Origin of the sequence: Amorphus sp. 3PC139-8 (assembly GCF_040750475.1) — a bacterium.
Classification (GTDB): Bacteria; Pseudomonadota; Alphaproteobacteria; order Rhizobiales; family Amorphaceae; genus Amorphus.
Genome location: NZ_JABJVY010000002.1, coordinates 26046 through 38467 on the forward strand (window position 1 = coordinate 26046; position 12422 = coordinate 38467).

The 12422-nt window shown below is 64.3% G+C and carries 9 protein-coding genes; all 9 read right to left on the reverse strand.

The window, feature by feature from the left end:
* Window positions 1-2: 2 nt before the first annotated feature.
* Complete coding sequence (locus tag HNS03_RS02515; RefSeq protein ID WP_367192848.1) at window positions 3-965, reverse strand: FecCD family ABC transporter permease; 963 nt, start codon at window positions 963-965, stop codon at window positions 3-5.
* Between the two features lie 56 nt (window positions 966-1021).
* Window positions 1022-1846, reverse strand: coding sequence for a siderophore-interacting protein (locus HNS03_RS02520; protein ID WP_367192849.1), 825 nt, complete (start codon window positions 1844-1846; stop codon window positions 1022-1024).
* Between the two features lie 11 nt (window positions 1847-1857).
* Window positions 1858-4287 carry a TonB-dependent siderophore receptor gene (locus HNS03_RS02525; RefSeq protein WP_367192851.1) on the reverse strand — a complete coding sequence of 810 codons (2430 nt, stop codon included), beginning with the start codon at window positions 4285-4287 and terminating at the stop codon, window positions 1858-1860.
* Between the two features lie 110 nt (window positions 4288-4397).
* The gene (locus HNS03_RS02530) at window positions 4398-5348 is read right to left on the reverse strand and encodes a FecR domain-containing protein (protein ID WP_367192853.1); all 951 of its coding nucleotides are present in this window, start codon (window positions 5346-5348) and stop codon (window positions 4398-4400) included.
* A 67-nt stretch (window positions 5349-5415) separates the two neighbouring features.
* A complete protein-coding gene (locus HNS03_RS02535; protein WP_367192854.1) occupies window positions 5416-5955 on the reverse strand; it encodes an RNA polymerase sigma factor in 540 nt (179 codons plus the stop codon).
* A 172-nt stretch (window positions 5956-6127) separates the two neighbouring features.
* Window positions 6128-8416, reverse strand: a complete 2289-nt coding sequence (locus HNS03_RS02540) for an FdhF/YdeP family oxidoreductase (RefSeq protein ID WP_367192856.1) — start codon at window positions 8414-8416, stop codon at window positions 6128-6130.
* 505 nt (window positions 8417-8921) lie between these two features.
* Entirely contained in the window at window positions 8922-10319 is a 1398-nt protein-coding gene (locus tag HNS03_RS02545; RefSeq protein WP_367192857.1) for an amidase, read from the reverse strand.
* Window positions 10320-10344: 25 nt separating this feature from the next.
* Complete coding sequence (locus HNS03_RS02550; RefSeq protein ID WP_367192858.1) at window positions 10345-11049, reverse strand: cyclase family protein; 705 nt, start codon at window positions 11047-11049, stop codon at window positions 10345-10347.
* A gap of 40 nt (window positions 11050-11089) precedes the next feature.
* Window positions 11090-12415 (reverse strand): TRAP transporter large permease, encoded by a 1326-nt coding sequence (locus HNS03_RS02555; protein WP_367192860.1) that lies wholly within the window; start codon window positions 12413-12415, stop codon window positions 11090-11092.
* Between the last annotated feature and the right edge of the window lie 7 nt (window positions 12416-12422).

The following is a 12422-nucleotide window of genomic DNA, read 5'->3' on the forward strand; positions in this document are numbered from 1 at the left end:
GGCTATTGTCCTTGAGCGGCAAGCCGCCGGGCGAGCAGGATGAGCACCGGTCCGCCGACCACTGCGGTGACGATGCTCGCCGGCAGCTCTTCCGGCCACGCCACGACGCGCCCCACGATATCGGCGAGAAGCACGAGGGTCGGGCCGAGCAGTGCGGCGAAGGCGAGGATCCGGCGTTGGCTGGACCCTGCGATCTGCCGGGCGATGTGGGACACGATCAACCCCACGAAGCCGACCGGTCCGACAGCTGCCGTCGCCGAACCGGCGAGCAGGGCGATCGAGGCGATCGACAGGACGCGCGTGGTCGCAAGACGCAGCCCGAGGGAGCGCGCGAGGTCGTCGCCCAACGCCAGGGCGTCGAGCGACCGGCTCACGGCGAGAGCTACGACGAACCCGGCCGCAGCGAAGGGAGCAATCGAAAGCGGCACCTCGTATCCGACGACGGCGATGGCACCTGTCATCCAGTGGCGTGCAAAGTCGAAACCGCTCGGATCGAGCAGCATGATCGTGCGGGCTGCGCCACCGAGAACGGCGCCGAGGGCGACGCCGCCCAGCGTGAGACGGAGGGGTGTGGCCCGCGTGCCGCCGACGGACCCGACCGCATAGACGGCGGCCGACGCCACGCCCGCGCCGAGAAGCGCGAGCCAGATCTGGCTCTGGATCCCTGTCTGGCCGAACAGGGCGATCCCGGCGACGACGGCGAAAACGGCGCCGGCATTCACCCCGAGAAGGCCGGGATCGGCGAGGGGATTGCGGGTGGTCGCCTGCATCACCACTCCGGCGACAGCGAGGCCCGCCCCCGCGAGAATGCCCAGCAGCGTTCTCGGCAACCTGAGATCCAGAAGCACGGCGCGATCGGGTCCTTCGCCCGCCCAGAGGCCGGCGAACAGTTCCGGCAGGCTGATCTGCCGCGAGCCGATTGCGAGGCTCAGCACCACGACCAGCGCAAGGGCGACGATGGCCATGGCCAGTTCCGCCCGCCCAGTCGACGCCGCTCGCCCCGCGAACGAGATCGGCCGTATCAAGCGGACGATGCGGCCATTTCGGTGCCGCTTCTTTGCGCCGCCGTCGCCGGTCGTCGCATGCGGGTGGGATCGTCGATCCAATACGCCACGAGCTTGTGCCGGTCGGTCGGCAGCTTGAAGACGGATCGCACGTGCTTGCGGAGCGCCCGGATCGGCCTCTGTTCGCCGGCGGCCCACACATAGTCCGGTATGTCCGGGCCGCGACGGGTGCGAACGTAGTCGAGCATAGCCGCCGTCGATCGGCGGCACTCGCCACAGTTCCAGGTGACCTCGGCCCCGGGATGCGCGGGAAGCTCGATCTTATGGTCCGGCCCCTCGACCTCGACGAATATCTCCGAACGGACGTCCGAAGGCGTCTCCTCGAGAATGCGCGAAAGCGCCGGCAGCCCGGTGGCATCGGCCAGGAGGAGCTGATGCCGGGTCCCCGCGGGGGGCGCGTAGAGGCCGCGGGGATTGTTGATGATCATTGGGCTGCCGATATCGGCGCACTGGGCCCATTCGCTGGCGAGCCCGCCCTCATGTATGACGAAGTCGATGTCGATCTCGTGGACGGTCGGATCGAACCGCCGCACCGTGTAGGTCGCGCAGCGAACCGGCGGCTTGTCTGTGCGATAGCTCCAGCGGCCCTCCGCGTCGATGATTGGCAGGACGACCTCGCCGGTTTCTTCGCAGGGGAAGAAGAGCCTCAAATATTCGTCGCTCACCCCCGTCGCACGGAACGCCGAAAGGTCGCCGGACAAGGTGAGCCGCACCATGCCGGCCGACAGGTTACGCCGTGCGACGAGCTCGACCTGATGAAAGGCGCTTCCACGCATTCCCATGGCGGACACCGTCACCACCGATAGACCAGCGAGCCGATCACCGTACGGCCCGGGTCGAGATAGCAGTAGCCTCCCGTGCACGTGGTGTCGCGAACGTCGAAGAGGTTGGTCGCGTTGACCTGCAGCTGCAGTCCGTCGAGCTTCGGATCGACTTCTCCGAAGTCGTAGCGCGCGGCCGCGTCGACGAGCGTGCGAGGCTCGTTGACCAGCGTGTTGGTATCGTCGCCGTAACTCTTTCCGATATAGCGAACGCCGGCTCCGAGGCTGAGACCCGCAAACGGGGTGTCGAGGGGCAGGGTATAGTCCGCCCACAGCGCGGCCATGTGCTCGGGGACGCTGGAGACGTAGTTGTCGATGGTATCGGCCGGGCCCTCGATGATCTTCAACTGCGTATAGCTGTAGGAGCCGGTGAACGAGAGGCCGTTGCCCAGGCTCGCGGTCGCCTCCAGCTCCACGCCGCGGCTCTGCAACTTCCCGCGCTGGACCTGCGTGTTGACGCCGTTGATGACCTCGTAGAACAGGCCGTTCTCCTGGTCGATGTTGAAGAAGGCCGCACTCATCATGACGTTGTAGTCGGACATCAGATATTTGACGCCAACCTCTTCCTGCACGCTCGTGGTTGGTTCGAAGGGCGCGTTCGTCGTGGTGTTCCATCCGATGTTCGGCGAGAAGGCGGTCGAATAGCTCACATAGGGCGCAAGCCCGAATGGCGTGAGGTAGGTCAAGCCGGCACGGAACGAATACTCGCCGTCGTCCTGGTCGAGATCCTCGACGTCGCCCGTGGTGAGATCCGTATAGTCGGAGGACAGCCGGACCCAGTCGTGGCGACCTGTGAGCGTCAGGAGCCACGGTCCGTAGCGCAGTTGATCCTGAGCGTAGATGCCCACCTGAAGCTGATCCTGGTCGGTACGCGACGTATAGGCGGGAGAGGGGATGTAGCCGCCATAGTTGAGCGCAGCTGTGTTGAGCGGCGCGATCGTGCCGGACCCTGTCAGCCCGCTATAGGACGTGGCGGAGAGATCGAGGCCGAACAGCATCGTGTGTTCCACAGGCCCGGTCGCCACGTCCAACTGGACCTGATTGTCGACGACGAACGCGTCGAGGCGTTGGTTGTCGTGTCCGTTGCCCCGGTCGATCAGGGCGGGGTTCAGGGCGTGCTGCGGGCCGTTGTAGGTGTAGACATACTCCGTGTTGATGCTTTGGGTGGAGTAGCGTGCGTTCTGTCGGACCGTGACGGTGTCGCTGAGCGCGTGCTCGAACTCCCAGCCGATCCGCGCCTGATCGTGGGTCATGTCGTCGTAGGCGGGATCGCCCGCCTCGAACGGACTCACGTGGCCGTAATAGTCGTTGTAGTAGGCCGGGTTGCCGCCAGTGTCGGAACGGGAGACTTCGGCAAGCAGCGTGAGCTTGGTCGCTGCATCCGGTTGCCAGGTCAACGCCGGTGCGAAGAAGTAACGGTCGTCAGCGACCGACTCGAACTCCGTGTCGGCCGAGCGTCCGAGGCCCGTGAGGCGATAGAACACCGTATCGCTGCCGCTCACCGGGCCGGAGAGATCGAACTGGCCCTGATAGCGATTGTCGGTGCCGAGCTGCAGTTGCACTTCGTGGAAAGGCACTTTGGTCGGCCGTTTGCTGATGACGTTGTAGAGACCGCCCGCACCCGTTGCCCCATAGAGGGCGGAGGCGGGTCCGCGCAGGATCGAGATGCCCTCCAGCCCGTAAGGTTCCGTCAGGAAATAGCCGTAGCCGGCCACGGGTTGGCGCAAGTTGTCTCGAAAGACCCCAGTGTTGGACACGTTGAAGCCGCGAACGAAGAACGAATCGAACCGGGGATCCGTCCCGTACGCGTTCACCCGTGCGCCGGGGGTGTAGGAGATCGCGTCGAGCAGGGATTGCGGATTGCGATCCTTGATCTGCTGCTCCGTGACGGACGAGATCGACTGCGGCGTTTCGACAAAGGGGGTGTCGACCTTGGCCCCGGTTGCACTGGACAGACCGACATATCCGTCGGCGAGGATGACGCCTCCGCTGCCGCTGACGCTGATCTCGTCGAGAACGACTGCGCCGGTCGGATCCAGGCCGGCGCTGGCCGGCGTTTCATCGAACGCGCCTGCGATCGTGACGATTCGTCCGTCGAACTGGTATCGCAGCCCCGTTCCGGCGAGAAGCCGATCGAGCGCCTCTTCCAGCGTGTAGGTGCCCGAGAGCCCTTTCGTTCGCTTGCCGCCAACGTGCGCGGTGTCGAAGCCCAGATGGACTCCAGTCTGCATCGCCAGCCTGTTGAGCCCTGCCGATAGGCTGCCCGCCGGGATCGCAATCGCTTGGGCGGATTGCTGGGCCCGGGCATCGGGCGCGGCGACGAGCGCCTGGGCGGCCGTGCAGAAGCAGAGCGCAAGCGTGAAGGCCGCAGACGTTCGGCGGCGAGTGGCTCTTCGGACCATGTGAAACGCAAACCCCCGTTGACTGATGTCGCGCCCGCGAAAAAGACGCTCTTTCAACAGGACGTTCGGAAAGCGGATCTTGGTCCGTCGGTGCGGGAACTTTTTTCGTCTTAATACACCACCGTCAGGAACGGTCCGACGCGCACCAGGCGGAGATCGAAAGCGCGCGCGAAACTCCGCATCGCCTCTTCGGGGTCGGTGAGGTCGAACGTGCCGGAAATGCGCTGCGCGCGCCGTGCGCTGTCGGCGACGACAACCCGACCGGGCAGATGGCGAAAGATTTCCTGGACCACGGTGGGGAGGGGGCGGTCCTCGAACACGAGCCGGCCGGAGCGCCATTGCGCCACGAACGCCTCCGGCACGGTCTCGATCGGCCCCAGATCGCCCTGCGGATCGTAGGAAATGCGCATGCCCGATGTTAGCATAGCCGTCTCCCCGCCCGCACCGTGCACCTCCACCATATTCTCCACGACCGTCACCTCCGCCTGACCATCTACGAGATTGACGTCGAAAGCCGTGCCGAGATCCCGGATGGTGCCGCTTCCGGCAACGACCAGGAAGGGACGGGCTTCGTCGTGCACCACCTCGAAGAACGCCTCTCCTTTGAGCAGGGCGACCTCGCGCGTCGCCGGGGTGAAGCGTTCGTCGATTGCGCTGTCGGCATTCAGATAGATGCGCGAGCCATCCTGCAGGACGATCACCGGCATCTCATCGCTGCCCGACACGACGTCCGCGCGAAGATGGAGCGGACCATCGAAGGCGAAAAAGAGCCCGGTGGCGAGGGCGATGGCGGCAACGACGACGGCGGGCAACGTCTTGGATCCGCTTCCTCGACGCAGCAGCCGCTTGGTCAACGCCGGATCGCGAACGACGGCGCTGCGCGCGTCGCCAAGAAGGCTTCGTACTTTCTCAAATTCCCTGGCCTGCGCTGGATCGCTGAGCCAAGCCTCCAGTTGGCGGCGCTCCCTTGCCGACATCCGTCCGTCGGTAAGGCGCACTGCCCAGTCCACCGCCTCTCCGCGGATGCGGTCCTTGTCGGAGACGGCTTCGGGCGCGGGCATGTGCGATTGATCGTCCAAAGATCCAGGCATGGCGGTTCGAACCGACGTTCAGGGTCGAGACCCTGACCTATTCGAACGCTTCCATGCGGTCCAGGCAATGAAGCAATGCCTTTCGCAAATGGCGATCGACCATGCGGCGCCTGATCCCGAGCTCCTGGGCGATCTCGTCCTTGCCCACGCCGCCGATCAAATGGGCAACGAAAACGAGCTTGCATTGGGGCGGGAGCACGACGATCGCGTCGCGCAGGGCGGTCAACCGCTTCGGCGCATCGAGGCGCGTCTCCATGGCGTGTGGCGAAGAGGCAATTTCCTCCGCCTTCTGGTCGAGGATGGTGAAAAGCCGAGCCTCGAAGGACGCACGGCGGAGTCTGTCGACGCCGAGATTGGCCGCCGCCCGCAGCAGGAACGAACGGAGCGAGGAGACCCGCGTAATCTTCTCCGGCGACGCCGCGAGATTGACGTAGAGATCATGAACGACATCGGGCGCGAGAGCGGGGTCGACGCCCCTTCGTTGCACCGCGGAGCACAGGTCTGCGTAGTACGCCTGGATCGCCGTATCGAGAGCGTGGCGCTCCCGGCTGCGATCCTCTGACCGATGCGGTGACATGATGTTCATTGATGTTTTGGGGCTCGGACTTCGACACAGTGACGGCGTGCGGAAGGGGATGAATCCTCCGTCGCGCCCTCACACGACCAAATATGACTATTTTAGTCAAGTTTGGAGCGTAGGGCGTCGTTAAGATCGTCTGTTGCGATCCCGAGAAAGGCGGATCGGCTCTCTAGCCGTGACGCCGAAGCGTGACCGGGATCGATTTGTAGGCCGGGACCCCGCAATCGCGATCGAAGTCGGCTGCGCCGACGAGAACATTGGCCTCCGGATAGTAGGCGGCGACCGACCCTCGAGCGATCGGGTAGGACACGGCCGTCATGCCGGCGAGGACGCGTCCGTCGCGGGTGACCAGGTCGACCGTGTCGCCCTGCGCGAGCGAGAGGTTTGCAAGATCCTCCTCGTTGACGAACACGACGTCTCTGCGGCCCGATATTCCGCGATAGCGATCGTTGAGGCCGTAGATCGTCGTATTGTACTGATCGTGGCTGCGCAGGGTCGTGCAGATGAGGGTTCCCTCATCGAGCCCGTCGTCTTCATCGGTTCCTGCCGACACGAAGAAATGGGCCTTGCCGTCCGGCGTATCCCATTTCCGTTCGGAGGCATCGACCCGCAGACGGAAGCCGCCCGGCTCGCGAATGCGCTCGTTGAAGTCGTAGAAGTCGGGAAAGACCTCTTCGATCTTGTCGCGGATACGACCGTAGTCGTCGGCCATCGCGGCCCAGTCGATACCATCGTCGGGGAAGGTTGCCTGCGCGAGGGACGCGATGATCGCGACCTCCGACATCAGGGCCTCCGATGCGGGCTTCAAGGTGCCGCGCGAGGCATGGACCATCGACATGGAGTCCTCCACGGTGACGGACTGCTGGACGCCGTTTCGAACGTCGCGCTCGGTCCGTCCCAGGCACGGCAGAATGTAGGTGTGCTTGGCCGTAAGCAGCGCGGACCGGTTCAGCTTGGTCAAAATCTGCACATTGAGATCGAGCCCGCGAAAGGCGGAGAAAGCCAGCTGAGGGTCCGGCATCGCGACCGCGAAGTTGCCGCCGAGACCGATGAAGGCGCGTGATGATCCGTCCGCCATCGCGGCGAGCGCATCCACCGCGTTGTGGCCGTGTTTGCGCGGCGCCGAGATCCCAAACGCCTTGTCGAGGCGGGCGAGAAAGGGCTCCGCCGGGATCTCGGTGATCCCGACGGTGCGATCGCCCTGCACGTTGCTGTGGCCGCGGAGCGGGCAGATACCGGCACCGGGCTTGCCGATATTTCCCCGCATAAGCAGCAGGTTGACGATCTGGCGAACATTCTCCGTACCGTGGCGGTGCTGGGTGATCCCCATCCCATAGCAGGCAATCACGCTGTCGGCCGACCAGTAGGTCTCGGCCATGCTTTCGATCGCCGATTGGGCAAGGCCCGAGCGCTGTTCGATCTCCTCCCAGGAGGTCAGGTCGAGATCGCTGACGAGCTCGTCGAAGCCGACCGTGTGTTCTTCGATGAAGTCCCGATCGAGGAGACCGTCGTCATCGCGCGCAAGGCGGGCCGCGTCCTCGGCCAGCAGGGCCTTCATGATGCCTTTGAGGACTGCCACGTCGCCACCGACCTTCACCTGGTGGTAGGCGGAGGCAAGCGGGGTGGAGGAGAGTGTCAGCATCTCCATCGGGTTCTGCGGCGGAGCGAAGCGCTCCAGCCCCCGCTCTTTGAGAGGGTTGAGAACGACGATCGGCTTGCCGCGCAGCGAGACCGCCCGGAGGGTCGTCAGCATCCGCGGATGATTGGTCCCCGGATTGTGTCCGATGGAGAAGACCGCGTCGGCGTGCTCGAAGTCCTCAAGCGTGACGGTGCCCTTGCCGACGCCGATGGATCGCGGCAGGCCGACGCTGGTCGGCTCGTGGCACATGTTCGAGCAGTCTGGAAAGTTGTTGGTGCCCAGCCGGCGCGCCAAAAGCTGATAGAGGAACGCGGCCTCGTTCGAGGCGCGGCCCGAGGTGTAAAACTCGGCCTGATCGGGATGGTCGAGCGCGTTCAGCCGGGCGGCGATGCCCGCAAAAGCCTCCTCCCAGTTCACCGGAACCAGCCGATCGGTGTCCGCATCGTAGCGGAGCGGCTCGGTGAGGCGCCCGGCGTCCTCCAGATCATGATCCGACCAGGTCCACAATTCGGAAACGGTGTGCTGTGCGAAGAATTCCGGCGTCAACCGCTTCCAGGTGGCCTCCCAGGTGACGGCCTTGGCGCCGTTCTCGCAGAACTCGAAGGAGGATGTGTGCTTGGGATCGGGCCAGGCACAGCCAGGACAGTCGAAGCCATCCGGCTGGTTCATGGTCAGGAGCGCGCGGTTGTCCGCGCTTGCTCCCATTTCTTCGCGGACCGCTCGCGCAACGGCGGCGAGCGCTCCCCAACCTCCGGCCGGGCCGGAATAGGGCTCGACGCCTTCAACTTTGTTTCCGCTGCTTTCGGAGGACTTGCTCATGGTGGAGGCCCCAATTTTCTGCTGGTTGACGGAGTCTCGGCGGTCGATCCCGGATCTCGGACGGTCACATCCGGCACGCTGGACTTGCGATTGCTGTCAACGGAGCAATGTCGATCCTTCGCGCCCAACTGCCAGGCTAGCGGTCCGGGCTGGACCCCACCAGTCCGAATTTGGATGTCTAAGGGCACGCGTTTGTGCCCGAAGGTTGATATCGAGCTTACGAAAGGCAGGCTTCAGCTCGATGCGAGCTCGTCGGTTTCATGAGCGACGATCCGGGATAGATCGACCTGGAACAGGGTCCCTGCGGACCATCGCCAATCCGTTCGGCACCTTACACGAGCGGTGAGGTGAACCGAGGTTAGGTGGCGACGCTGGATCCGATGCGGCTTGCGGAGATCCAGGACGAGCTGGAAGAGATCTGAGCGGCCCTCATGGTCGCGCTGGACATCGGGTAGCCGCAAATAAGGGTTCGTGCAGGCGGTCGTCCGCTCTCTGTTCGTCGTGTTTATTCTGGAGGGTATGCGCGCTTGTAGTGTCCGGTGGCCCGTTCGTAGGCGCCGCCGACGGATAGGAGCGAAATATCGTCGTGGGCGGAGGCCACGGCCTGAAGGCCGACGGGCAGGCCTTCGGATGACAAGCCAACGGGAATGGAGGCGGCGGGGTTGCCGGTCAGGTTGAACGGATAGGTGAAGGTCGCCCACGAAACGATGTTCTTGTCCTCATAGCCAGGGGGCGTGTCGAGCCCTGCCTCAAAGGCGGTGACCGGAACCGTTGGCGTGAGCAGGAGATCGTACCGTTCGAAGAATTGGCGGATCTTCTCGCGAAAGGCGTAGCGGGCAAAGACGCTCTCGTAATATGCACCCATCTCCTGTTCCAGAGCGAGCTGGAGAACCTCCAGCACCGACGGATCCAGGAGTTCGGGACGGTTGAGGATGGTGTCCTTCAGCTTGGTGCCGACCCCGGCGTAGAACTCCGCCGTCCATAGTTCGATCGGGTCATCCATCACCTGCTCGACGAGTTCGACCTCGGCGCCGAGACCGGCGATGCGCTGTACCGCTTGCTCGGTCAATTCGGCCACTTCACGGTCGACCCGACCGTAGCCCAATGTCGGGCTCCAGGCGATACGGAGCTTGCGATATGTCCGCGTCGCCCCCCTGAAATCAGGTTGCGGCCCCTTCACCGTGAAGGGATCTCGCTTGTCGTAGGCGGCGATCACCGACAGGACGATGCTGGCGTCTTCCGCCGTGCGTGCCAGCGGCCCGACGTGGGCGAGCGTCGGTGTCGCGGACGTCGGGAAGACAGCGACGCGGCCGAAATGCGGCTTGATGCCGAACAGGCCAGTCAGCGCAGCGGGGATGCGCACGGAGCCGCCGCCGTCCGTTCCCAATGCGTAGGGCACCAGCCCGGCGGCGACCATCGCAGCGGCTCCGCAACTTGATCCGCCGGGCGTCATTTCGGTGTTCCAGGGATTGCGGGTGATGCCGGTCAGCGGGCTGTCGCCGACCGCCTTGCAACCGAACTCGCTCGTCGTCGATTTGCCGAGAATAACCGCTCCTGCCGCACGCAGACGCTCTACCGAAGGTGCGTCGACGGGCGACGGTGCGTCCGGCGTCGACTTCGACCCGAAGCGTTGGGGCATCCCGGCCACGGCGATCAGGTCTTTGACGGAGGTCGGAATGCCATCGAGTTCGCCCAGCTTCTCGCCCCGCATCAGCCGGGCTTGCGAAGCTTCGGCCTGTTTGCGCGCGCCGTCGAAATCGAGATGCGCGAACATGTTCAGCTTCGGCTCGAGCTCCTCGATACGCCGAATGACGTCGTCGAGGAGCTCGACCGGAGAGAACTCTTTCACAGACAAGCCGCTGGAGAGCTCGCGGATGGTCTTGAATGCGAAATCGGATGACATTCCGATCCTCCGAAAGACGGTTCGATTATTCTTCGACGAGGGCGATGGCGCGCACCGGCGAGCCCGAACCGTCCTTGAACTTGATCGGCAGGCCGATGAACTCGAACTCGCCCTTGTCGAGGAGTTGTTCCAGGTTCACCAGCCATTCGTAATGCGAGATGCCGAGATCGCGGCAGAGCCGGTGCTGCGCGAAGATGTTGTCGGTCGGCTTGTCGGTCGACGGCCCCTCGACGCCGTGCATTTTGGAGCCGCGGTCGTAGAGCCACTTGGTGGCCTCGACTGTCAGGCCGGGATTGCCCCAAACGATCTGACGCTTGTCGTCCTTGTTGCGCTCGTGGAAGCCTGTGCAAAGAAGAACGATGTGGCCGTCCACCTTCACGCCGGCCTTCGCCTGGGCTTCCTCCATGTGGGCGAGCGTGATGTCCTCGAGATCGCCGATATGGCGAAGGTCGAAGCACACGGCCTTGCCCATGAAGAGATCGAGCGGCATCTCGTTGATCGGTGCACCGTTCGGATTGACGTGGAGGTATGCGTCGACGTGTGTCCCCACATGGTCGAGCATGCCGATATAGTTCGTCTGGAAGGTCATCGCGTCGCCCTCGACGCCGAGACCGAACGAGACGGTGCTCTCGTGGGTGAGGGCCTTCAGATAGATCGGGCTCTGGAACAGCTTGTGAGCCGGCATGTTGTCTTCGATCGTCAGGCTCAGGTCGATAATGCGCTTGGCCATTGGCTCTTCCTTTCTTGGGTCGTAGGGGAGGGAGAAACGGTCACATGAGCGAGGGCAGCCACGTCGCGACACCGGGCACGAAGGCGATGAGCGCAACGAGCAGGAGCAGGATGATCCAGTAGGGGATCGACCCTCGGAATATGGTGGCGAGTGTCGCGTCAGGGTCGGTGATGGCCCCCTTGACGGTGTAGACGCAGAGGCCGAGCGGTGGCGTGAGCAACCCCGCCTCGATCGCGACGATGCCGATGATCGCAAAGGCAATCGGGTCGTAGCCAATGGAGGCGGCGAGCGGCCCGAAGATCGGCACCGTCAGCAGGATGATCGACACGGAATCGATGAACATCCCGAGGAAGAACCAGACGAGCACCATGATCCCAAGCACCATGAGCGGGGAATCGCCGGCGCTCAGAAACAGGTCCTGAATGAAGGTCACGATGCCGCCGAGAGCGAGCAAGCGCGAATACATCTGCGCCGTGATGAGAAGGAACAGGAGCGGGGCTGAGATACGGCCGGTTTCGAGAACGGCCTCGCCCAACCCCTTCAGGCTGACGCCCTTGAACAGCGCCAGGACCAGAGCGAACAGGACGCCCACGCCGGCGGCCTCGGTTGGCGTGAAGGCGCCAAGCCAGATGCCGCCCAGGACGACGAGGATCAGGATGGCGACGCCAAGGCCACCCCAGATCTCGCGGCGGCGTTCGGACGCATCTTCGATCTCGTCGGCGGATACCTGATGCGAGGATGCGCCGAAGGCAGCGGGGCGTAGGGTGGCGTAGGCCACGATGAAGACGAAGAACATCGCCGAGAGCACGATCCCCGGCAGTACACCGGCCACGAACAGCCGCCCGATCGATTGTTCCGCGATGACGCCCCAGACGATCAGGAGCACGCTGGGCGGGATCAGCATGCCGAGGGAGGCGCTTCCCGCGATGGAGCCGAGCGCGACCGACTTGTCGTAGTTGTGGCGCAGCATCTGGGGATAGGCGATGCGCGAGAAGGCGGCGGCCGAGGCGATGCTGACGCCGGTCACGGCGCCGAACACCGCGTTGCCGCCGACCGTCGCGAGCGCCAGCCGTCCGGGTAGCCGCTTCAAGGAGCGGTTGATGATGCTGTAGAGATCGCCGGCCGCACCGGAGCGCGAAATGAACTCGCCCATCAGGACGAAGAGCGGGATGACCGCGAAGACGTAGTCGCGGATCGCCTCGTAGGTCGTGTTGGCGAGGAGGGATCCCGCCACCTGCAGGCTGCCGGTCAGGTAGGCCAGGCCGAAGAAACTGCACAGGCCGAGTGCGATCACGACCGGCACGCTGCAGAGAATAAGCCCGATCAGGATGAGAATAATGGCGATGGCGAACTCGGGACCGCCCATGAACTGG

What these genes read in the sequence shown, in the direction of transcription:
- HNS03_RS02515 (WP_367192848.1), bottom strand. Translation starts at nt 965, where the DNA reads ATGGCCATCGTCGCCCTTGCGCTGGTCGTGGTGCTGAGCCTCGCAATC.
- HNS03_RS02520 (WP_367192849.1), bottom strand. Translation starts at nt 1,846, where the DNA reads ATGGGAATGCGTGGAAGCGCCTTTCATCAGGTCGAGCTCGTCGCACGG.
- HNS03_RS02525 (WP_367192851.1), bottom strand. Translation starts at nt 4,287, where the DNA reads ATGGTCCGAAGAGCCACTCGCCGCCGAACGTCTGCGGCCTTCACGCTT.
- HNS03_RS02530 (WP_367192853.1), bottom strand. Translation starts at nt 5,348, where the DNA reads ATGCCCGCGCCCGAAGCCGTCTCCGACAAGGACCGCATCCGCGGAGAG.
- HNS03_RS02535 (WP_367192854.1), bottom strand. Translation starts at nt 5,955, where the DNA reads ATGTCACCGCATCGGTCAGAGGATCGCAGCCGGGAGCGCCACGCTCTC.
- HNS03_RS02540 (WP_367192856.1), bottom strand. Translation starts at nt 8,416, where the DNA reads ATGAGCAAGTCCTCCGAAAGCAGCGGAAACAAAGTTGAAGGCGTCGAG.
- HNS03_RS02545 (WP_367192857.1), bottom strand. Translation starts at nt 10,319, where the DNA reads ATGTCATCCGATTTCGCATTCAAGACCATCCGCGAGCTCTCCAGCGGC.
- HNS03_RS02550 (WP_367192858.1), bottom strand. Translation starts at nt 11,049, where the DNA reads ATGGCCAAGCGCATTATCGACCTGAGCCTGACGATCGAAGACAACATG.
- HNS03_RS02555 (WP_367192860.1), bottom strand. Translation starts at nt 12,415, where the DNA reads ATGGGCGGTCCCGAGTTCGCCATCGCCATTATTCTCATCCTGATCGGG.